Below are 21,410 nucleotides of genomic sequence, written 5' to 3'. Positions count from 1 at the left end.
CTCACGATCGTCTGTTCCAGCTTCGGCCGAACCAAGCTGGCCCGGGAAGCGAGATGTTAATCTTTCGGTAAACTCCGTTTGTGACCGGATTCCGCCAAGCGCATGGCGCTTCGGAGGTATTGTCACGTCGTCGCTTCACCGTGCCGAGAGCGCGCAACCAGATTGGCTGCAGCATCGGCCTGGGCTTTTGGGGAAGAAAAACATGCAAGCGCGCAGAGATATCCACGCTGCTCACAGGTCATCCGCCCCCAGATGCCTATGCCGTCTCGTTTAGGGTGAGATTGTGGCGACAAACATCGCCAAAGTGTTGCCGAGCACCGGGGCAAAATGGATTCACGGACGCTGTTGCGGAATCAGCACAGAGAGGCAGTTGTCGCGTCCATGTGGTTGTGTCGCGGGATCGCCGGAAGCATAATGTTCGCAGATTTCAAACCGAGGAGCGCATGATGAAAGCCCTGTCCAGGACGATGAAAACAAATCCTCACCAGGACACTACCAATCATGCATTCGAAAAATTCCTGGCCGGAGCAGCGCAGCGACGCAGGCCGTAGCCATTTCTTCTACAAACTTCTCTCAAGACTGACTAAAGGCCGGAACGACCCCGCCCAATCTGCGGCGCGAGCGCGCAAGTTCATTGGCTACTACTGGCCCTATGTGCCGCTGCTGGTGGCCGATCTTTGCTGTGCCGTACTGGTGGCAGCCAGCGCCATCGCCCTGCCCCTCTGCGCCAGCTACATCACGACGCGGCTGCCCGAACTGGCGCAGGCCGACGATGCCCTGCTCCAAATCCTGAGCATGGGCGGGTTGATGCTTGGCGTGTTCCTCGTGGAATCGCTGGCGACATATTTCGTTGATTACCAGGGCCATGTGATGGGCGCGCGCATCGAGGCCGATGTGCGCAGGGAACTGTTCGAGCACTGCCAGAAGCTATCGTTCGGCTTTTATGACCGGCAGCGCGTCGGGCAGCTGATGAGTCGGATCAGCAATGACTCGCTTTGGCTGGGCGAGTTGTTCCATCACGGACCGGAAGACATCGCCATCAGCGTGCTGAAATTTGGCGGCGCCATGGTGGTGTTGACCGTGATTGATACGATGTTGGCCGGGCTGATCGCGGTGCTGGTACCGTTTGCCGTGCTGTATGCGCGCCATTTCAACGGTCGGATGAGTGTGGCGCTCAAGACCAGCAAGGAGCATATCGCGGCGGTCAACGAGCGGGTCGAGGATGCGTTGGGCGGCATTCGGGTGGTGCAGTCATTTGCCAATGAGGCGGAGGAATTGCGCCGCTTCGAGGCAGAGAACCAGAGTTTCTTCCGCAGCCGGGCCGCTGGCTACCGCAGCGAAGCGCTGCTTTGGGTCGGCATGGACGGCTTTGCGCAACTGGTGACGATCATGGTGATCGTGGGTGGAGCAATCCGCATTCTCGGCGGCGAGCTCACGGTGGCGGAAATGCTGACCTTCCTGCTTTGCGTGGGCGTGCTGGTCGATCCGGTGCGGCGGCTGGATAACTTCATCCGGCTTTGGCAGGAGGGCGCTACCGGCTTCGTGCGGGCCATGGAACTGCTGGAAAAACAGCCGGACATCGCCGACCGGTGGGGTGCGGTGGATATCGGGCATGTGAAGGGCGCAATTGCATTTCGCGATGTCAGCTTTGGCTATGGCGAAGGGTCTGCGCAGGTGTTCAGCCGGCTGTCGCTGGACATCGCGCCGGGCGAGTTTGTAGCGCTGGTTGGCTCATCGGGGGTAGGCAAGAGTACGCTTTGTGCGCTGATCCCGCGGTTCTATGATGTTACCAGCGGCGCCATCACTATCGATGGCAAGGACGTCCGGGATGTGACGCTGGCCTCGCTTCGGCGCAGCGTCGGCGTGGTGCAACAGGATGTGTATCTGTTCAGCGGCACGGTAGAAGACAACCTGCGTTATGGACGGCCGGAAGCTGGCGAGGACGAAATTGTGGCGGCGGCGCGGGCGGCCAACGCACATGAGTTTATCACAGGCCTGCCTGATGGTTATCAGTCGAACATCGGCCAGCGTGGGGTGAAGCTATCTGGTGGGCAGAAGCAGCGGCTGACCATTGCCCGGGCGTTTTTGAAAAACCCGGCAGTGCTGATTTTCGATGAGGCGACCAGTGCGCTGGACAATGAAAGCGAGCGGGAGGTGCAACAGGCGCTGCTGATCCTGGCAAAGGGACGGACGATGATTGCCATCGCGCATCGGCTGTCGACGGTGCGGCACGCTGACCGGATTGTGGTGATGACGCCCGAGGGCGTCGGCGAGGAAGGCACGCATGATGCATTGATGGCGGCGGATGGGTTGTACGCCGGGCTGCATCGGGTTTCGGGGCGGATTTAGGAGGGGCGGACCAAGCGCGACGCAGTCCCACACTCGGTGTCATCCCGGCCTTGAGCCGAGATCTATCCTGAGATGTGCATATCGCCCCGGGTGGTCATGCGGTCGACCTTGCGGCCGCGGGCTACCTCGGGATGGGCCCCGGCTTAAGGCCGGGGTGACACCGTGGGTGCTGAAGAGCCCGCCATTAGGCCATAGGCCCAATGGCCTTCTCACCTAAAATCGCTCCACTGGAGCGATTTTGCCTATGGCCGGTTCAAAGCCACCGCTGGCCGCGCATCCACCAGACTATCCCCAGCGACAGCAAAAACAGAGCCAGACAGACTGTCCAGAAGGCGTGCGGATTGTCGGAGAAGGGAATGCCGGCGACGTTCATGCCGAGGGCGCCAGTCAGTAGCGTTAGGGGCATAAAGACCACCGTGACGGCGGCGAGGATCAGCATGGTGCGGTTCATCTGTTCGGCGCGCGCGTCGATGATCTGTTCGTGCACCAGCACGGCGCGCTCGGAAAGCGCCTGTAGCTCATCGCCGATACGGGCTGAGCGAGCCGAGGCTTCGCGCAGGCGGAGGCGGTCACGGGCGGTGAAGTGAGAAAGGTCTTCGATCTCAAGCGTGTTGAGTACGTCGCGCTGCGGCCAGACGATACGACGGAAGCTGATCATGGTGCGGCGCAACTCGGCGAGGCGGCTGTTCATCTTGGTATTGTTCTGGACGATCAACGCTTCTTCGATGCTATCGAGACGATCCCCAAGCATTTCAACGAGCGGTTCAAGCCGATCTGCGGCCCGCAGGCCGAGGCGGGCGACGAGGTCGGCCGGCGACACTGGTGCGTGGTGAGAGCTCTCCCACTTGGTCAGTCCAAGAAAATCGAGGATATTTAGCTCCGACGCGATGATGACGCGCCCCTTCTCGATCCACAGCGTGAGCAATTGACGGCCTATGTCATGCGGTTCGGCCCCCGGCCGCGCAACTCGCATCATAACCATGGCGCGGTCTTCAATGACCGTGCAGCGCGAACGAGTGCTCGGCACCGTGAGCAGGTCGGCGTTGAACTCTCCCAACTCCTGCTTGAGCCAGACCTTGAATTCGGGCGCTTTGGAATTGCCGCAGACCAGCTTGAAGCCGCGAGCGGGCACTTTGGGTTCTTCGGCGGTCGGTTCGTGGCGAACTACGCCGCCTTTGCCGTCAAACACCAGAACTGCCCCGACGCCGACCATGCCGTTGGCGACGTGGCGGGCGGGGGGCTCGCGGGGAATGATGTCGTCCATAGTCAATCCAGTCTCGGGCGCAGGCCCAGTAGCCCTCATCCTGAGCGTGTCGAAGGACGAGGGCGTGGCATGAACGGCGGCACGACCTCGTGGTTCGACAGGCTCACCATGAGGTCTACTCGGGTTAGCTCAAACGCTTCAAAGCTTCGAAGATGTAATGACGCCGTTCTACGGCGGCTTCACGACGGGCCTTTTGTTCTTCGATCACTTCGGGCGGTGCCTTGGCGACGAATTGCTCATTACCAAGCTTCTTGTCGATCTGGCTGATTTCGGCGTCGAGTTTGCCGACCTCTTTTTCGAGGCGGATTTTTTCGGCAGCGATATCGATGACGCCGGCCAGCGGCAGCGCCCAGGTGGCTTCGCCGACGACGAATTGCGCCGACTCGCCCGGAACTGTCGATTGCGGCGAGATTTCCTCGAGGCGGGCGAGGCGGGTGATCAGGGAGGTGCCGGCGACGAGGCGGCGGAGGGTGACCTCCCCTGCCCCGACTACGACGATCGGCAGCTTGGCGCCTGCGGGCACGTTCATTTCACTGCGGACCGAGCGCACATTTGTGATGACGTCGATCAGCCAGTTGAGCTCGGCATCGGCCTCGGGATCTTCGAGCCCCGACAGGGCCGGCCATTGGGTGAGGATCAGCATTGAACTGCGCGGCGTTCCGAACTTGCCGGTCTCGGCCCACAGCTCTTCGGTGACGAAGGGCATGAAGGGGTGGAGGATGGTCAGTATCTGGTCGAGCGCCCAGGCGGCGGTGGCGCGGGTTTCGGCCTTGGCGGCTTCGTCGGTGCCCATGAAGACCGGCTTGGCGAATTCGACATACCAGTCGCAGAAAGTGCCCCAGACGAAATCATAGGCGCTGTTGGCGGCCTCGTTGAACTTGTAATCGACTATGCCCTGGGTGACGGCCGCAGCGGCGCGGGCAGTGGCGCCGACGATCCAGCGATTAAGCGGCAGCTTGTTATCCTTGGGATCGTAGCCCTCGACGCGGCGGCACTCGTTCATTTCGAGGAAGCGGGCGGCGTTCCAGATCTTGGTGACGAAGTTGCGATAGCCCTCAACGCGCTGCAGCGACAGCTTGAGGTCACGCCCCTGCGCGGCCATGGCGGCCAGCGTGAAGCGGGTGGCGTCGGCGCCGTATTCGTCGATCAGCGCCAGCGGGTCGATGACGTTGCCCTTCGTCTTGCTCATCTTCTGGCCCTTCTCATCGCGGACCAGCGCATGCATGTAGACCGTGTGGAACGGCTCTTCATCCAGGAACTCAAGACCCATCATCATCATCCTGGCAACCCAGAAGAAAATGATGTCGAAGCCAGTGACCAGAACGTCGGTCGGATAGTAGCGGCGCAGCTCGGCGGTATCGTCCGGCCAGCCGAGAGTGGAGAAGGGCCAGAGGGCGGATGAAAACCAGGTGTCGAGCACGTCTTCGTCGCGCCAAATCAGCGATGGTCCAGATGCATCCACCACGTCGTACTGCGCGGGAGACGTTGCATCGAACGCACTTGGCCGAGTACCCACGACGACATCATTGCCATAATATTCTTTCGCAAGGAGGACAGCCTCCTCCTCAGAATAGGCAACAAACTCCTTTGTCTGAAACGCCTTATAGGGAAAGCCGCTCTCTGGCTCATCCTTAACACGGCCGTACCAGGCAGGAATCTGGTGACCCCACCAAAGCTGGCGCGAAATGCACCAGGGCTTGATGTTTTCGAGCCAGGCAAAATAGGTGTTCTCGTACTGTTGAGGCACAAATTTGGTGCGGCCTTCGCGGACGGCGGCCATGGCTGGTTGAGCCAGAACGTCGGCCTTGACCCACCACTGGTCGGTCAGGAAGGGCTCGATGACGACGAGTTTACTTTTCTCGTCATGCGGCACCATGATCTTCTTGTCCTCGATATGATCGAGGCCGCGGGTGGGTTCGGTTTCGGCGAGCGACGTCAGGTCATCGACGATGGCCTTGCGCGCGGCAAAGCGATCGAGGCCGCGATAGGCTGCCGGGATGAACTCGTCGGAGATGATCAGGCCACTAGTGGTAAAGACGTTGATCTGTTCGAGGCTGTTGCGGACGCCGACTTCGAAGTCGTTGAAATCGTGGGCGGGCGTGATCTTGACGGCGCCGGTGCCCAGGGTTGGGTCGGCATATTCGTCGGCGACGATGGGAATGCGGCGGCCGACCAGCGGAAGGTCGACGAACTTGCCGACCAGTGGAGCGTAGCGCTCGTCGGTCGGATGCACCGCAATGCCCGAGTCGCCGAGCATGGTTTCGGGGCGCGTGGTGGCGACGACGATGTAATCGCGGGTTTCGTATTCGGTGGGCTTGCCGTCCTCATCGTGGGCGATGGGGAATTGGTAGGTGATACCGTCGGCCAGTGGATAGCGCAGGTGCCACATGTGGCCTTTGATCTCGATGTTCTCGACTTCGAGATCGGAGATTGCAGTCTCTAGGCCCGGGTGCCAGTTGACCAGGCGCTTGGCGCGATAGATCAGGCCGCGATTGTGCAGCTCGACGAAGACCTTGGTGACGGCGCGAACCATCTGGTCGTCGGCCGCGCCGTTTTCGCCCATGGTGAAGCGTTCGCGCGAGAAATCAGCCGAGGCGCCGAGGCGCTTGAGCTGGTTCATGATGGTGCCGCCGCTTTCGGCCTTCCACTCCCAGATGCGTTCAACGAACTTCTCGCGGCCCATGTCGCGGCGGCCAGGCTGCTGGCGCTCGGCTAGTTGGCGCTCGACGATCATCTGGGTGGCGATGCCGGCGTGGTCGGTGCCGGGCTGCCAGAGCACGTCCTTTTTCAGCATGCGATTGTAACGCACCAGGATGTCCTGGATCGTGTTGTTCAGGGCGTGGCCGATATGGAGCGAGCCGGTAACGTTGGGCGGCGGAATGACGATGGTGAATGTCTCGGCGCCGGGCGCGGCCCCTGCCCCGGCGGCGAAGGCATTGGCCTTGAGCCACTCGGCATAGACGCGGTCTTCGACAGCGCTCGGCTCATAGGACTTTTCAAGCATAGGTCACTCGCAACAGCATTGACCCGCCAGGCAGATGACTTGGCGGGCCGGATAAACAGGTTGGCAGACTTCAATCAAATGCGGGGTGCGGGGTCAATGGCAAGTGCGCATGGGTGACCGGCGGCGTGGCGGATGGCGCGATTTTGATTTGCATCCATGGCTTGGTTCGCGTCCCATCGGTAGATGAAACTGATTGCCCATAGCTTTTTCGCACTCGTGCTCCTTGGCACCTCTGGAGTAATGGCAGCTTGCCCGCCCGAGATGGGCGGTACAACGGCCGAGGAAATCCGTGGCAATCAGCAGCGTATCGTCTGCCTTCAGAATGAAGTAGCCGCCGAGACTCGACTGCGAAAACTGGAATTCGATATCGACGCAACGGAGCGGCGGTTTCAGGACATGCAGTTGCAACAGCGTATGGACGCATTGCCCAGATACGTGCCGCCGCCGGTCTATGTGCCGCCGGTGGTGCAGCCGATGCTCTAGGCAGGCCCGGATACGCAAAACCCCGGGCGAACTCGAGGGTTTTAGACTGGCATTGGCTATGTTCTGGATTACTCGCCGCGGGAGACGCGGGCGATTTCTTTTTCGACCATGCGCTCGACCACCGATGGCAGATTTTCATCCAGCCATTCCTTGAGCATCGGGCGAAGCATGTCGCGCATCAGTGATTCGATAGTGGCGCCGGTGTTGCCGAGGCCATTGAGCCGGGTAATCGAGCTGCGCACGGCGGCCTGGGTGGCCGGCTCGAGCAACTGATCAGCCATGTCACTGGACAGTTTCGGATCGGGCAGCGGCGCGGCCTGAACCTGAGCGACTGGCTCGGGCGCAGGGACAATGCGCGGCGCAAACACCGGCTCTGGCTCAGGCTCGGGAGCCGGCACGGACCTGGCAAGCGGCGGCGGATCAAACGAAGGAAGATCGTCTTCCTCTTCTTCGACATCACTGAGGTCAAAGGCAATATCTTCCGGCTCGACCAGCTGCGGCGCAGCGGCCAGCATAGGTTCGTCATCGGCGGCGGTGTCGGCCAGGATCGAGTCAAAGCTGAAGCCACCGATATCATCGTCTTCCTTGTCGACGATCTGCGCGGCCGACAGTGCGAGCGGCTCGATATCATCAAGCATGTCGCTCAGGTCGCGATCCAGCGAGCCCGCCTGGCGAGCGGGCGTTGCCTGCATCGGCGGCGCGGCCGCCTGAATGCTGGGTCGCCGTGGCACCCCTGCGGCATCGTCATCGGCGATGATTTGCCGAATCGACGACAGGATTTCGTCCATCGATGGTTCTTTGGGTGCCGGCTTGTTCATCAGTGCCTCTTACTCATGCGCGCCCAAACCAGCTTGCAATCATCCGCCAACGCGACTGCCCTGATTCGTTACCACCACCTTAACCGTAGCGGCGACAAATAGGACAGGCCGCACAAGCGTCTTCCACTAAAACTTGTGGCCGGGAATGACCCGGCCACAAGGGATGGAATAAGACGGGCAGATAGCGTTTTATTCGGCGACGGTGCGCAACTCCTGCCACACATCTTCGACGGCTTGATTGTAGCGCACCGCCGATTTGACCTCGACGTCAAGGCCAAGATCGGGAGCGGTAAGATGCCCGATGGCGGCCAGCAGAGAAAAAGTCGCTACCACCTTATTGGTCGATGCGTTGATTAGCGCTTCGCGGGCCGTGGTCAACTCAGCCTGAGAGTTCAGCACGTCGAGCGTAGTGCGGCTGCCGAGGTCACGTTCCTGGATGACGCCGTCGAGTACGGTAGTGCCAGCGGAAACGCCAGCAGTCGCGGCAGCAATTTGCGCATCGGCGCTCTGCATGCCGGCCCAGGCCGAAATGACAGCTTCGCGGACCTGGTCATAGGCCGACATAGCGTTCACTTCGGACTTGATCTGCTCGATATTCGCTTTGCGAACGCCGGCGCCGATGGCTCCACCGGCATAGATTGGCACGGTTATCTTGAAGCCAAGAGTGCCACTGATTCCTCTTGAGCCGCTGACCGAATTGATGCCGGTACCAACATCGCCGGAAATCGAAGCGTTGGGTCCAAACTCGGAATCCGCAGCGTCGCTGCCGGCCTGAGCAGCACGGATAGAAGCTTTGGCTAGCAGAATAGCCGGATGCCCAGCCTCAGCTTCGGCTATCGCCGTCTGCAAGCTATTGGGGATGAGCCGGCCATAATTGTGCGATGCGCTAAGACTTTGCGGAGCCGCGCCGACATAGCGCTGGAAGGTGGCCTGGCTAATTTCAAGTGAACTCAAGGCGGCCCGATAAGTGGCATCGCCTTGGGCGAGGCGCGCCTGGGCCTGGGCAACGTCGATGCGGGTGCCCTCGCCTACTTCCAGACGATCCTGAGACGACTGGAGCTGGGCCTGGAAGAAGCTGGTATTTTCCTGGCGCAAGGCAACGAGCTGGCGCCCGCTTAAAACAGACATATAGGCCTGCACCACCGACAGGAGAACATTCTGCTCGGTGTTGCGAATCTGATGCTCAGCAGCTTCAGCGCCGGCGCGAGCGGCTTCAATCCGGGCATCGGTCTTGTAATTGTCGAAAATGGTCTGACTATAGGAGACCCCGGCCGTATAGGTGGCGCTATCCGAAAAATTGCCATTTGGATTGCCGACGCCCGCCTGCCCGGCGCTCCAGGCATAGGTGCCGCCCACCGATGCGCCAATCGTCGGCCTCTTTCCCGCATTGGCCAACGCCACGTCTTCCGCAGATGACTTGGCATCGAGCAAAGCAGCCTGCAGCTCAGGCGCGTGGTCGTAGGCAATGGTCAATGCCTGGGTGATCGACTGCGCCTGGACGCCCCCAACCGAGATGGCAGCCAGACCAAGCGCCAGCGCACTGACGATCAAATTTACGCGCAAACCCATCGGCCGACTCCAAGGAACCCCAAAACTCTAAGCCCGGCACATGGGGTACACAACTGCCGCGGCAATCCCACAGAACTCTAAAGTGCGATTTGTCTAGCTCCGTGCCCGACGGGCAACACCGGCTACTCGCAGATCAGAATATAAATTCCTCATGGCGCAGCGCGCCGAACAGCGGCGGCAGCCAGGCATTGAACTCTCGCCGCGCGGCAACATGGCCACCCGACTTGCTAAAAACCGTCGCGAGACCAACGGGACCAGTGCGCACCAGCGCCACCAAGCTGCCACCGTCCTTCAAAACATCGAAGAATGCTGCGGGGATACTATCAAGCATACCTTGCGCAATGATGACGTCGAAACGGGCCGGCCCAAATTGATCTACCGTGCCGGTGACCACGCTGGCATTGGCTATGCCCAAGGTAGCCAGATTGGCGTTGGCGCTGGCAGCAAGCGCGGCATCCTGCTCGAGGCCGACCACCGTTGCGGCGAGGCCTGCGAGAATTGCGGTGGCATAGCCAGTGCCCGCGCCGAGATCGAGAACGGCATCGCCCGCGGCGACTTCGGCCAGCTTCAGCAGCTTGGCAAGTGTTGCCGGTGCAGGCATGAAGCGCCGGGAACCCGGCTCGCCCAGCCAATGCAGGTCATCGAAATAGGCGAGATTGCGGCGCGGTTCCGGCACGAAAAGTTCACGCGGCAAGCGGCTCATCTGGGCCAGAAGGCGCTCATCGGTAACGCCGCCGGCACGCAACTGGCCATCAACCATCACCTGCCGTGCGCGATCAAAATCGACCATGAAGCAACTGCCCTGCCCGCCAACCCTATGCCGGACGTGAATATCGATCGGCCACCGTGATGACAAGTAGCGACGGGCATCCGCGACAATTTGGGGCGGCATGGCAGCCATGCCACGATATCGGCGCAAGCTGAGAACGGGCACTACCGCCCGCTTTACTACAGACCCCGGCGCGCGAACCACCCTGCCCCCTGCGTCCGTTGCTCCAAACGGTGAGGAGGAATTCGATGCGCACCGCAGCAAGCCGCGTGCTCGCGGCCTCGAACTGGATGTCCACCATCTCTACCCGACCCGACCCGACCCGACCCGACGAAGTCGTCCCACTGTTACCGGGCGAAACCTGCGCATTAGCCACACTCGCCATGCAACACCCGGGCAATGTTCCGGCGGCGGTGAAGCGGATCGCTGCGTACAAGGGCTAGTGCCGAGCGTGCAGCGACGGCACCATTTGCGGGCGAAGAGCGCGCTTCACGGGCAGGAATGATAGGCCATTCTGACGATTTGAGATTATTGGAGGCCTCGTCCGGAATTGAACCGGAGTACGCGGATTTGCAATCCGCTGCGTCACCACTCCGCCACGAGGCCTCACGTCCGCAGTAACTATTGGACACCAAGGGCTTATGCAAGACCCCAAGCAGCGTCAGCTCAATTTTCTGAAATGCCAACGAGTGGATGCACAGCAATCTTCTGAAATCGGTTCACTCCTCGTACCCCGGTTCATGCTCCCGGCGTGCGCCCTCACCCGCACAGACATAGATTTGTTGTCTCATCGAGACTTGCGCAAACGGGGCCGGTAACGGTCAGGCAGCCTTTGGAAACGACCGCGTGATAGTTGCCGACACATAGTCCATGGCGTGGTCACGCGTTCCAGACCGCATATTAAGCGAACTTAGACTTCAGTGTGGCGGCAGGTTTTGCGTGTCAAGTGTCGCGTCATGTTAATTCGTGCCGGTAATAGCACTTCGCGCATTTGTATGATTGAATGCAACCCTGACACGTGAGCCCTTATCGAAACAACCAAATCACTTCTCGGATAAGGCCTGCCTCAATCGGCGCACGATCACACCTCTGGATCTATCGTCTGCTGCGGCGTCTATCGCGTCGCCAATATCCAGCAGTAGTTCCGAAAGGTCGTTGTCGGCGTCTCGCCTGCCGATCTTCGCCTGTTGTCCGCTTCTGATCCCGGATACGGCAATTTCGACGGCACCCGACTTCGTCAGGGCGAAGGCATCGTCCAAATGTGGAGCGACCACCTCACCCTTTAATCCAATTCCGACGAGACGCGCCTTCATCCCGTCGATGCCCACATCTTCACCATGCACGAGGAAGACATCTTGTGCGACCGGCCGCCTGCGTTTGATCCACTCGAGCAACTCCGGGCCGTCCGCGTGTCCCGAATAGAGATCGATACTGCGGATGGCAGCTTTGACCGCTATGGCCTCGCCGTGAATGCGAACGGAAGGGGCACCGTCGAGGATCACGCGGCCCAACGTACCTGCGGCTTGGAAACCGACGAAGAGTACGGTTGCTTCTGGCCGCCAGAGCCAGCTTTTCAGGCGGTGACGAATTCTGCCGGCATCGCACATGCCACTAGCCGCGATCACCGTATGGAAGCCTGTTATGCCGTCGAGCGCAATGCTCTCCTCGACGCTTTGCGTGAACTTCACGTTGGTGGAGGTCAGCGCTCGGACAAGCGTCGCGCCCTCGTCCATTTCATCTGCATGGCGTTTGAACACGCCGGTCGCTCTGCTGGCCAGCGGCGAGTCTATGTAAATGGGAAAAGCGGGCAGTCGAGACTGCTCGATCAGCCAAAAAAGATCCACCAAGACCTCTTGCGCGCGCTCGACCGCGAAGGAGGGAATGAGCAGCGCGCCGCCCCGTCGCACGGCGTCGAGGACCTCCGCGCATAGAATCTCTCTACGTCCCTGCAATGTCGTCTCCGGCCTATCTTTGGCGCCATACGTAGACTCGCAGACGACATAGTCAAAGCCGCTTGGGGCTAAAGGATCGGGCTGCAGCAGTTTGCCGGCCGGTCCAATGTCGCCTGAAAAAAGGATGCGTATGTTGCCCTGCCCCGCGCCCAGCTCCAGTTCGATCGAGGCAGAGCCCAACATGTGGCCCGCATTCCAGAAACGCGCACGCGCACCGAGTACGACTTCCAGCCATTCCTCGTATGCGATGGGGCGGAACTGAACCAGACACACAGTGGCATCCGCAGCCGTGTAGATGGGCACGACGTCGCTGCGCCCGCTGCGTTTGCCTCTGCGGCTTCGCCGATCAGCTTCGGCCTCTTGAATGTAGCCGGAGTCCGGCAACATGACGGAGCAGAGGTCGATGGTTGCCTTAGTCGCGTAGATTGGGCCGGTAAAGCCATCCTTGACCAATTTCGGCAGAAGGCCGCTGTGGTCAATGTGGGCATGGGTAAGGATGACTGCATCGATCGTCGACGGGGTGAACGGGAAATCCTGAGCGTTGAGTTCACGCTCGGAATTCGATCCCTGGAACAGACCGCAATCGACCAGAAACTGTTTCCCAGCCAACTTGATCAAAAAACATGACCCGGTCACACCGTGGGCGGCGCCGTGAAAGTGTAGTTCTGGGTTCATGGTATCCTTAAGGCTCCGACATGCGGGACGTGGATTTGCCTGAACAATAGGGGCACAGCGCGACCTGTATGTTGATACGGATCAAAACTGGATCCTTCCAATGCGTCATAATCCCTGCGACCCGAGGGAACATTGCGATGAAAACGTTCGGCACTCTGATATGGATTTGCATCTTGATCGGTTTGTTGCCGGCGCTGGCCGATGAAGCAAGGCCATCGTTCGGCGGCGACGAGTTCGCCGCTGGGCAGGTCTTTGCCGTTGCCGCGCCTGTTCAGCAGGACACGTTTGCCGTGGGCCACGAAGTTACCCTCTCAGGTGCCCTTTCGGGAGACGCGCATCTTGCCGGCTTCAACGTAGATGTCGGCGCCGATGTTGCGGGCTTTTTCAGTGCAAGCCACGACAGCCGTTGGGGCGATCTCACGGCCGGGGGAAACACCGTGACAGTGCGTTCGACCAGTCCGGTTTCGGACAATGTTCGATTGGCAGGCGGCACGGTCATTCTGGCGACGCCAGTTGCCGGATCGGCACTCGTCACCGCGAAGGATTTTATGCTCGACCAGGCCGTCGAGGGAGATTTCAGCTTCTATGGGGAGACCCCCACGTTCGGCCCTGCGGCCCGGGTATTCGGAATGCTGCCCTTCATCGGCTGGCTGCTGATTTTGGTACTGCTGGTCTTCGGCTTCGGTGCCTTGGCCATCATGATGAGCAGGCGATGGACATCCAGGAAAAGCAATCGCATTCCGGCGGCCACCCCATTGAGCGCCGGGGTCTGAAATGGAACAGAACGCCCGTCTTCTTTTCCTCTTGCCCGTCGCCACCTATCCCGATCCGACGACGAAACTGGGACTTGGGAGCGCCCTGGCCATGGCGTCCAGATTCGGCGCTGGCGTGACCGCCGTCGTACAAGAAGTCGACATTACTCCTATACACAGCGCAGTCGGCGAAGCAGTCCTGGGCGTATCGCGCCTGGCCGGCGAGGCCGAGGCCCGGAGCCGCGACAGGGTGAGAGAAATCCGGGAATGGATGCAGGACCGCGCAGATCGCTTGGCCGTGCCGATCGAATTACAGACGATCCGCTCCCGACCAGAAGGATTCGCGGACGACCTGTTTCCCGCTGCGCGCTGCCATGACCTGACGATCAGCATCCTCGATACCAGCGACCCACAGAGGCTTGCGGAAACTGAGGCACTTATCTTCGAGACAGGGGGTGCGGTCATGGTCATTCCGGCAACCGAGCCAGCGATACCTGTCGCCGAACAGCGGGCCATCCCGCTTATCGTTTTGGTGGCGTGGGATGGCGGGCGCGCGGCAGCCAGAAGCATCCGGGATGCTGTCCCGATCCTGAAGCAAGCCGACACGGTCCATCTGCTGACCGTGGACGACGACAAGCCGGTCTCGAATACGGACGGCATTCTCAAGTTTTTCGCTCGCCATGGCATCAAGGCCAAACACATCACTCGCCTGCGCGGAAAGTCTCCCATCGGCGACACGTTACAGGCTGTCGCAGCAAGCCTGGACGCCGATCTGCTGGTCATGGGCGCCTACGGCCACAACAGACTGCAGGAATTCGTCCTGGGCGGCGCCACACGCACGATCCTGCGCGGGCTTCGTCTGCCCGTACTGATGTCTCACTAGACCATGCCGCTTTCCGAAGGATGATCGCCATGCCGACCGACCATCAACTGCAGCTAGACGTGCTGGAACAGCTCGATTGTGATCCCTCGATCAACTCAAGTCACATCGGGGTTGCGGTTCGCGACGGCGTCGTGGTGCTGACAGGTCACGTCCAGAACTTCGGAGAGAAGGGCGCGGCGGACACGGCCGCTGGAATCGTTCACGGAGTGAGGGGCGTCGTCGACGAGATAACCGTCGATTGGCCCGGCCATCGCACCACCGGGGACGAAACTATTGCGGATCGCGTGTCCGTCCGACTCTCGACAAATCGATCCGTGCCGCTCGACCGAATTCATATCGTGCTGGAAGACGGGATCGTGACCCTCAGCGGTGATGTGGACTGGCACTATCAGTTGGACGCAATCGAGAGTGACATGATGGCGCTGGACTGCATAAGAGTGCTGCAGAACCGGATCAAGATCAGACCTCCGGTTAAAGTCGGCGCCGTAAGGAAACGTGTCCGGGACGCACTGTCACGGATTTCCCCACTCGACGCCGCAAAAGTGATTGTGAAGACCCAGGGAAGCAGCGTCCGGCTCAGCGGCTCCGTGAACTCATGGCACGAGAGGGAGATCGCGGAAACCGTAGCCCGGTCCGTATCCGGCGTGTCGACGGTCGATAACCAGATACTGGTTCCGTGAAAAAAATATGGGGCATGAACGTCGGAGGCGAGATGAAGCAGTATTTTTGTGTTTGGGTCGATCATACCGAAGCCAACATCCTCGGCGTCGGGATGGACACCACCAATGAAGGCATCGTGTCCAACCAGGGCGCGAAGGACCATGCTCATCGCTCTCCCGGTCATGGCCGGCACGGTCAGGCTCCCACAAGCCCTGACTTTCTGCATTCCATCGGCGAGGCGCTACTCCTGGCCGGCGGCATCATTATCGTGGGCCCGAGTCGGGCCAAGACCGATCTGATTGCCCACCTCAGGGAGCAGTTTCCGGCCGTTGCCAAGAAGATCTGGCCGGTGGCCGCTGTTGATCACCCGATCGATGGCGAACTTGTGGTCGCTGCGCGGCAGTTCTTCAAGACCGCGACACGCGTTCATAGCTAGGAGCGGCCATGTCCATCAACCGCGAATGGCACGCGACTCATAAGCTGGCCCGAGATGCGTCGATCGAGGAGCGGCTCCACTGGCATATCCAACATTCCGTGAACTGCGGGTGTCGGGAGATACCCACTTCGATCAAGCGCGAATTGGAAGCCCGCGGCATGACTTTGCCAACACCAAGAAGCCTAAAATAAGCACACCGCCGCATCGGCGGCTCTCCTCCCTCGGAAAATGGTCTCTCCTGTTCGCGGCCATACTGGCCGCCGTCAGGCAGAAAATCCACTCCTCCCCCTGTTCACATCTCCCGAGCCACCTCTCCCGCACCGTGCAGGCCTTGGAGCAGCGTCTTGCCATTAGGCGCTGCGGGGCGGCAGTCTGATCGAGGTCGACGCCGCTGGCCTGGTGCCGGGCGACCTCATAGTCCTTGCCGGCAGCAACCTCATACCCGCCGATGCCATCGTGATCGAATGCAAGGATCTGCATGTCGAGGAAGCGGCCCTCACCGGTGCGTGTTATCCTTCCATCATATTGGAACATCCATCCGGAGCGCTTCGGGGCTGGCCTTGGTCATCCAAACCGGCAATGACACCCAGTATCGAGCCATCGCCACGGCCCTTGCGCGGCAGGAGCCCGAACCAGCTTTGCCAAGGGCGTCCGTCGCTTCGGCCCGCTGATGACGCAGTTGTTGGTCATCGTGACAGAGGTCTTCGCAGCAAATGTGTTCCTAGGGCGGCCACTGATCGACTCCTTGCTGTTTGGGGCGGCTCTTGCAGTCGGCCTTTTCCCCCAGCTGCTGGCCGTAGTCACGGTTACCTTGGCACTAGCGGCAGGCAAGCTTGCCGAAGCCGGAGTGTTGGTGAAACGCTCGGTGGCAATCGAAAATCTCGGCGCCATGGAAGTCCTGTGCACCCACAAAACCGGCACGCTGACTGACGGCAAGGCGCACCTTGATCGCGCTTTGGACTTTTCGGGGAACTCGTTGGAGGCGACGATCATGTGGGCGGTGCTCAATGCCAAGCTGCAGACGGGCCTGTACGGCGCCCCTTCGGGCCTGCTGGAGAGCAGACTCGGCGAACTTCAATCTCTGCTGTCGCGCAGGAATGCCCGCGCGGTCTGACGTCACAGTTTTGCAGGAGAAATACCCAAGACCGAAAGCGGGACTGTAATACGCGTCGTCCACCCCAGGTCGGTGACTTGCCGTTCCGTCCGCCCCCGGAACTCCATCTCGATAAGACGCCTCATCAAGGTCATGCCGAACCCGGGTACCGACGGGGTAGCAGCCACGAACTGGATCGCCCGTTCCTGCCAGGTCAGTACCACCTGATCCTCGATCAATTCCCAAGTCACATCGACCCTGCCGTCGGAATGGCGAAAGGAGCCGTACTTGAGCGCGTTCGTTGACAGTTCGTGGAACACTAGTGCCAACACCTCTGCGGGTCGTGCTCCGACCACAAGGCAAGGCCCGGTCAGGGAAATCTTGTCGGCCTCAACACTCGTCCACATGAAAGGTGACAGCACGGCGCGCAGGACCTCTTCGATGGACAATGTCCCACCCGCCGGATCGGAAGGCGAACGGAGGGAAAGGTCGATCACGGAGGAAAGCGCGATGAGCCTGCCTCTCAGGCTTTCCTCCATCGCCTTGGGAGATGTCGCGCCACGAGCGCTCAGCGTAATCAACGCAGTGACCGTGGCCAGAAGATTCTTGACTCTGTGACCCATCTCCCGGGCCACGACCTGCTGATGCTTCAGTTCGTGGGCAAGCACCTCCTCATGGGCCTCGGAGGCCACGGCACGGGCCTGATCGCTTCGGTCCGAGACGATCGCCAGCACGAAGTCGCCTTCGAACGGCAGGGCGCGCAGACCCACCTCCACGGGGAAGATCGAACCATCCTTTCGCTGACCATGGAGAATTTCTCCGGCGCCCATGACGCGGGCGTGATGGTTCTCAACCAACCGTGACCGGTGGCCGATGTGGTCGCCTCGCAGCGGGCTGGGGATAAGAAGCTCGATGCGCTCACCCAGCAATTCGTCGGCGCGATAGCCGAACTGGTCAAGCAGTTCCTCGTTGAGCGCCGCAATTTCCCCCTGCCCGTCAACGGCGACGGCGCCAGCCGGTATCGCGTCGAGAAAATCCTGAAACGGCATGGAGGCTCTGGCGAGAACACCAACGGATACCTCCCTCTTGTGCATGCGATCGTTCGTCATGTTCGACGGCCCCGCCAATCAGGGATTGGGAACACTGTAGAGTGCGCCTGGGTGCAAGCATTGACGGGGATCAAGCCTGTGACAGAGACTATCGAGCCCTTTGAAGCGCTCGCTGGTCGCCTCGGCAAAACCGAGGCTGACTTGGTCCTTTTCCGAGCCTGTCAGATGCACGACAATATCCTTGATCATGCTCGGCCCTCCATGGGTATCAACCAATAGACCGGGCATGCGGCGAGTTGGATTGTCCGGTGTCCAAATGTACTGCGACGCGCCGTGCGGGATTTGACCTGCATCAATAATGGAAAGCACAGCGAGGCGTTCAATGCGGTCAAGGCGAAACGGCGGACGTTGCGCCCGACAAAGGAGACAGCGATGAACGACACCAAGCTACGCCAAGATATTCTGGACGAACTCGACTTCACCCCCGGCATCGACGCCAATGATGTCGGCGTGGCCGTCGAGAACGGCATCGTGACCATCACCGGCCATGTTGCGAATTACCCCCAAAAATCCACCGTCGAACGTGTGGTCAGCCGCATCAAGGGCGTGAGGGGCATTGCGGAAGAGCTCGAAGTCCGTTTTGCCGGCACCAATGGGAATGCAGACGACGAGATAGCCAGACGTGCTGTGGAATCCATGAAATGGAACGTCGTGGTTCCTGACGAAAACCTTCAGGTCAAGGTTCAGCGGGGCTGGGTCACACTCACCGGCACCGTCGACTGGAACTTCGAGAAGAATTCAGCTGAACACGCAGTTCGGGGCCTGCATGGCGTGCTGGGCGTGAGCAACATGATCCAAATTCGCGCTCGCGCCACGCCCGATAACGTCAAAAAGCGCATCGAGGATTCGCTCAAACGCAATGCCGAGCTCGAAGCCAGCGGCATCCGCGTCAACGTAATAGGCAGCAAGGTCACCCTCGAAGGCAAAGTCAAGGCCTGGTCCGAGCGCCGTCTCGTTGAAGATGCTGCCTGGGCGACACCCGGCGTTTCCTCCGTCGTCGACCACCTCGGAATCGCTTGAGCCTGATCTGACGGTCGATGATCCGTTGTCGACCGTCACCCATCAGCGACGGAAGCAATCTTAGAGAAGGCACGAATATTATGGCTCGCAGCGCACCGTTCACCGTCAACGGATCTTCAAATGTCCTCACATTCGCCCCACTTCGAGAACAGATTGAAATGCTGCTCAATGACATTGCGCGGGCTTTGCCAAGCCCAATTTCGAGTGAAGGAAGCTTCGAGTTTTTGCCTGCGCACGAAGTTCTCGATTCGCAAACCGAGATTTTGATCAATATCGAACTCGCTGGTGTCATGTTGAATGACGTTTCCGTTTCCTCGACCGCTAATTCAATAGTTGTCTCTGGGCAGAAACGCTCTAAAGTTAGAACGGAGGGCGATGATCACTACTTCTCAAATCGGGCGTTCGGCGCGTTTTCTCAGTCATTTACGTTGCCTGTGCCTGTCGACACCGATAGAGTTACCGCAGAATCAAATAATGGGGTGCTTTCCATAAGGGCACCTAAGTCGGCTGAGCTGGTGATGCCGACGCGGACAGTTCCGATCACCTCCTAAGCCAATCTAGAGCGCAGCGTCATGCGCCGACCGGAATGTCCGGTAGAAGGGAACTCAGGACCGCCAGCCCTTGGCTGCTCTCCTAGCGTTAAGGAGTGCCACGTGTCAGCGACATTGCTCGAGAACGTGAATACGCTTTGCTCAGACTGTCCCGTGAAGTCCACAACGCTTTGCGCTACTACAAATATCTTGGGTCATACCGAACTGTCCAAGATATCCCATGTGAAAACCGTGCCTTCCGGCGGAACCGTACTTGGGGACGATGCGGAGGCTTCGTTCGTCGCGACGGTTCTGCGGGGGGTAGTCCGTGTCACCAAGAGTATGCGCGACGGTCGCGAGCAGATCGTGGGTTTGGTCTACCCCGGCGAGTTCTTTGGACGCCTCTTTGCTGACCGCACTAGTTTCAGCTACGAGGCAGCTTCCGATCTCGTACTTTGCGTGATGGACCGGCACGGGTTCGAGGCGGTTCTGCAGCGTCATCCAGAGCTGGAACACGAAATCATGCTGCGCGGTTTCAATGATCTCGCAAGAGCGTATGAGCGCTCCATGCTACTCACGGCCCAAAGTACGCTTGAGCGCGTCTCGACATATCTTTTGGTAACATTGGATCGGCGCGAGCAACTGCTCGAACACATGTCGGTCGAATTGCATAAGCGCGTTTCAGTTTCGGTGCTGACGCGGAGGGATATGGCCAGCTACCTCGGCACCACTATCGAAACAATCAGTCGGCACGTGCACTATTTGGCCGCTCAAGGCGTCATCCGTATCATCGACGCCAGCCATTTCGAAGTGCTCAACCACATTCGACTGATGAGCATTTCCGGGTTGACGGGCAGCGATCTGGCTGTTCTTTCCGGGCGCCCTCCTTCTTCCACAACCTCCGCTATAAACTCTGGCTATAAATAGGCGTGTGGTTTGGGTGCCGATCGGCACGGTAAGTCATTGAAATTTCAATCACCTGCGAGGTCACATTATGGCGCCGCGTTACACCCAGCGCCCCGGCAATCGTCGTCGCAGTCTCTGGATAGTCACCTGTTATCATGATGACGCGGATACCTGCGCTCCTGCATTTAGCGATCGCTGCCTTGGCCTGAAAGTCGCGCAGGATCGTAGAGGCCGGTAAGAGCGATGAAAACCATCCCCCGCTCGCCATCGACCGCCGCCAGTCCGATGGCACCTGCCGCGGTCAACTCTCGGTTGGCGTCTGCCCATCTAGAGGTTGGCTCTGCTTGGCGACCACCTCGGACTCATCGGTCAGAGCTGCTTCCATGGCGGTCGGTGAGACGTCGCCTATTACTCTCGCGTCGGCAGCGACGAGATCGCCAGCGTCGAGCAACAGTGGACTTGCTTTGGAAAGGTGGAGAGTTCCCAATGAAGGACGAGGAACTTCCCGATGCAAAAGAGACGATTTACGAGAGAATTTGAAGCCGAAGCTGTTCGTCTGGTGCAGGCCAGTGGGCGCACGCAGCGCGAGGTTGCCGACGATTTGGGGATCGGGCTTTCGACGCTTGTGCGCTGGGTTGGTCGCAGTCGGGACCGTTTGATCGACGAGCCTGCCAAGCCCGGCTCGGAAGATGTGTTGGCCGCGCTGAAACGGCTTCGCCGGGAGAACGAAATTCTTCGGCAAGAACGCGAGCTTCTCAAGCGCGCCGCCGCTTTTTTCGCCAAGGAGGGAAGTCGATGAGGTTCTCGTTCATCGATGCGAAGAAGGCAGAGTTCCCCATCAACCGCATGTGCAAAGTGCTTGGCGTCAGCCCGAGCGGGTTCCATGCCTGGAAGGATCGACGCCTGGAAGGATCGACCGGCCTGTTCCAGGCAGCGTCAGGACATGGTTCTACTCGCCCATGTTCGATCGGCGTTCAAACTCTCGAATGGCACTTATGGGAGCCCGCGCACGACGCGGGAGTTGCAGGATGAGGCGCATGCCGTCGGGCGTCGCCGCACCGCCAGACTGATGCACGAGAATGGCTTGGTGGCGCGCCAGAAGCGCCGCTTCAAGCGCACCACCGACAGCGAGCATTCC

General features: G+C 60.0%; 21 protein-coding genes, 1 tRNA gene and 1 pseudogene. 13 read left to right on the top strand and 10 right to left on the bottom strand.

Annotation, left to right across the window (positions count from 1 at the left end; all coding sequences use genetic code 11):
- The first annotated feature begins 501 nt into the window (after positions 1-501).
- On the top strand, positions 502-2,349 hold the full coding sequence (locus tag WH91_RS13805; protein ID WP_082102174.1) for an ABC transporter ATP-binding protein: 1,848 nt from the start codon (positions 502-504) through the stop codon (positions 2,347-2,349).
- A 253-nt stretch (positions 2,350-2,602) separates the two neighbouring features.
- On the opposite strand, the gene WH91_RS13800 is transcribed toward WH91_RS13805, so the two are convergent.
- Together WH91_RS13800 and WH91_RS13795 are read right to left on the bottom strand one after the other, a co-directional pair.
- Positions 2,603-3,613 carry a CorA family divalent cation transporter gene (locus WH91_RS13800; protein WP_052952844.1) on the bottom strand — a complete coding sequence of 337 codons (1,011 nt, stop codon included), beginning with the start codon at positions 3,611-3,613 and terminating at the stop codon, positions 2,603-2,605.
- 124 nt (positions 3,614-3,737) lie between these two features.
- Positions 3,738-6,617, bottom strand: a complete 2,880-nt coding sequence (locus tag WH91_RS13795; RefSeq protein WP_046171596.1) for a valine--tRNA ligase — start codon at positions 6,615-6,617, stop codon at positions 3,738-3,740.
- Between the two features lie 183 nt (positions 6,618-6,800).
- Here WH91_RS13795 and WH91_RS13790 point away from each other — a divergent pair, with 183 nt between their 5' ends.
- Positions 6,801-7,100, top strand: a complete 300-nt coding sequence (locus WH91_RS13790) for a hypothetical protein (RefSeq protein WP_046171595.1) — start codon at positions 6,801-6,803, stop codon at positions 7,098-7,100.
- Between the two features lie 68 nt (positions 7,101-7,168).
- On the opposite strand, the gene WH91_RS13785 is transcribed toward WH91_RS13790, so the two are convergent.
- The 3 genes from WH91_RS13785 to WH91_RS13775 all read right to left on the bottom strand — a co-directional run bounded on the left by WH91_RS13785 (position 7,169) and on the right by WH91_RS13775 (position 10,277).
- Positions 7,169-7,918 carry a DUF2497 domain-containing protein gene (locus tag WH91_RS13785; RefSeq protein WP_046171594.1) on the bottom strand — a complete coding sequence of 250 codons (750 nt, stop codon included), beginning with the start codon at positions 7,916-7,918 and terminating at the stop codon, positions 7,169-7,171.
- Positions 7,919-8,107: 189 nt separating this feature from the next.
- Positions 8,108-9,487 (bottom strand): TolC family outer membrane protein, encoded by a 1,380-nt coding sequence (locus WH91_RS13780; RefSeq protein WP_046171593.1) that lies wholly within the window; start codon positions 9,485-9,487, stop codon positions 8,108-8,110.
- A 133-nt stretch (positions 9,488-9,620) separates the two neighbouring features.
- Positions 9,621-10,277: a protein-L-isoaspartate O-methyltransferase family protein gene (locus WH91_RS13775; RefSeq protein ID WP_046171592.1), complete on the bottom strand. Its 657-nt coding sequence runs from the start codon at positions 10,275-10,277 to the stop codon at positions 9,621-9,623.
- Between the two features lie 227 nt (positions 10,278-10,504).
- Here WH91_RS13775 and WH91_RS24300 point away from each other — a divergent pair, with 227 nt between their 5' ends.
- Positions 10,505-10,699: a hypothetical protein gene (locus WH91_RS24300; protein WP_143078021.1), complete on the top strand. Its 195-nt coding sequence runs from the start codon at positions 10,505-10,507 to the stop codon at positions 10,697-10,699.
- An 89-nt stretch (positions 10,700-10,788) separates the two neighbouring features.
- Here the strand turns inward: WH91_RS24300 and WH91_RS13770 are convergent.
- Positions 10,789-10,862, bottom strand: a tRNA-Cys gene (locus WH91_RS13770).
- Between the two features lie 437 nt (positions 10,863-11,299).
- Positions 11,300-12,883 carry an MBL fold metallo-hydrolase gene (locus WH91_RS13765; protein ID WP_046171591.1) on the bottom strand — a complete coding sequence of 528 codons (1,584 nt, stop codon included), beginning with the start codon at positions 12,881-12,883 and terminating at the stop codon, positions 11,300-11,302.
- Positions 12,884-13,020: 137 nt separating this feature from the next.
- Between WH91_RS13765 and WH91_RS13760 the strand changes: the two genes are divergently transcribed.
- The 4 genes from WH91_RS13760 to WH91_RS22690 are packed head-to-tail and all read left to right on the top strand — an operon-like array spanning position 13,021 to position 15,614.
- A complete protein-coding gene (locus WH91_RS13760; protein ID WP_046171590.1) occupies positions 13,021-13,656 on the top strand; it encodes a hypothetical protein in 636 nt (211 codons plus the stop codon).
- A 1-nt stretch (position 13,657) separates the two neighbouring features.
- Complete coding sequence (locus tag WH91_RS22695) at positions 13,658-14,518, top strand: universal stress protein (protein WP_052952843.1); 861 nt, start codon at positions 13,658-13,660, stop codon at positions 14,516-14,518.
- A gap of 29 nt (positions 14,519-14,547) precedes the next feature.
- The gene (locus WH91_RS13750) at positions 14,548-15,198 is read left to right on the top strand and encodes a BON domain-containing protein (RefSeq protein ID WP_046171686.1); all 651 of its coding nucleotides are present in this window, start codon (positions 14,548-14,550) and stop codon (positions 15,196-15,198) included.
- Positions 15,199-15,230: 32 nt separating this feature from the next.
- Positions 15,231-15,614: a hypothetical protein gene (locus WH91_RS22690; RefSeq protein ID WP_143078022.1), complete on the top strand. Its 384-nt coding sequence runs from the start codon at positions 15,231-15,233 to the stop codon at positions 15,612-15,614.
- A 132-nt stretch (positions 15,615-15,746) separates the two neighbouring features.
- Here the strand turns inward: WH91_RS22690 and WH91_RS25470 are convergent, their stop codons facing one another.
- The gene (locus WH91_RS25470; RefSeq protein WP_046171589.1) at positions 15,747-16,148 is read right to left on the bottom strand and encodes a hypothetical protein; all 402 of its coding nucleotides are present in this window, start codon (positions 16,146-16,148) and stop codon (positions 15,747-15,749) included.
- On the opposite strand from WH91_RS25470, the gene WH91_RS24690 reads away from it, so the two are divergent.
- Both WH91_RS24690 and WH91_RS25465 read left to right on the top strand, forming a co-directional pair.
- Positions 16,029-16,544: a hypothetical protein gene (locus tag WH91_RS24690; protein ID WP_248305822.1), complete on the top strand. Its 516-nt coding sequence runs from the start codon at positions 16,029-16,031 to the stop codon at positions 16,542-16,544. The genes WH91_RS25470 and WH91_RS24690 overlap by 120 nt on opposite strands.
- Positions 16,545-16,590: 46 nt before the next feature.
- Entirely contained in the window at positions 16,591-16,728 is a 138-nt protein-coding gene (locus WH91_RS25465) for a hypothetical protein (protein ID WP_248305821.1), read from the top strand.
- 2 nt (positions 16,729-16,730) lie between these two features.
- Here the strand turns inward: WH91_RS25465 and WH91_RS13730 are convergent, their stop codons facing one another.
- Both WH91_RS13730 and WH91_RS24685 read right to left on the bottom strand, forming a co-directional pair.
- Positions 16,731-17,816, bottom strand: a complete 1,086-nt coding sequence (locus WH91_RS13730; protein WP_046171587.1) for a sensor histidine kinase — start codon at positions 17,814-17,816, stop codon at positions 16,731-16,733.
- 18 nt (positions 17,817-17,834) lie between these two features.
- Positions 17,835-18,005 carry a hypothetical protein gene (locus tag WH91_RS24685; RefSeq protein ID WP_158409570.1) on the bottom strand — a complete coding sequence of 57 codons (171 nt, stop codon included), beginning with the start codon at positions 18,003-18,005 and terminating at the stop codon, positions 17,835-17,837.
- A gap of 183 nt (positions 18,006-18,188) precedes the next feature.
- Between WH91_RS24685 and WH91_RS13725 the strand changes: the two genes are divergently transcribed.
- From WH91_RS13725 to WH91_RS25460, 4 genes and pseudogenes are all read left to right on the top strand, one after another.
- Complete coding sequence (locus WH91_RS13725; protein ID WP_046171586.1) at positions 18,189-18,836, top strand: BON domain-containing protein; 648 nt, start codon at positions 18,189-18,191, stop codon at positions 18,834-18,836.
- A gap of 80 nt (positions 18,837-18,916) precedes the next feature.
- Positions 18,917-19,387: an Hsp20/alpha crystallin family protein gene (locus WH91_RS13720; protein ID WP_046171585.1), complete on the top strand. Its 471-nt coding sequence runs from the start codon at positions 18,917-18,919 to the stop codon at positions 19,385-19,387.
- Between the two features lie 222 nt (positions 19,388-19,609).
- On the top strand, positions 19,610-20,293 hold the full coding sequence (locus WH91_RS13715) for a Crp/Fnr family transcriptional regulator (RefSeq protein ID WP_074797268.1): 684 nt from the start codon (positions 19,610-19,612) through the stop codon (positions 20,291-20,293).
- 487 nt (positions 20,294-20,780) lie between these two features.
- Positions 20,781-21,410, top strand: a pseudogene (locus WH91_RS25460) (IS3 family transposase); the annotation flags it as partial.

Source organism: Devosia psychrophila (assembly GCF_000971275.1).
Taxonomy (GTDB): Bacteria; Pseudomonadota; Alphaproteobacteria; order Rhizobiales; family Devosiaceae; genus Devosia; species Devosia psychrophila.
The sequence above is the reverse complement of the archived record's forward strand: the minus strand, read 5'-3'. Positions and strand labels throughout refer to the sequence as shown.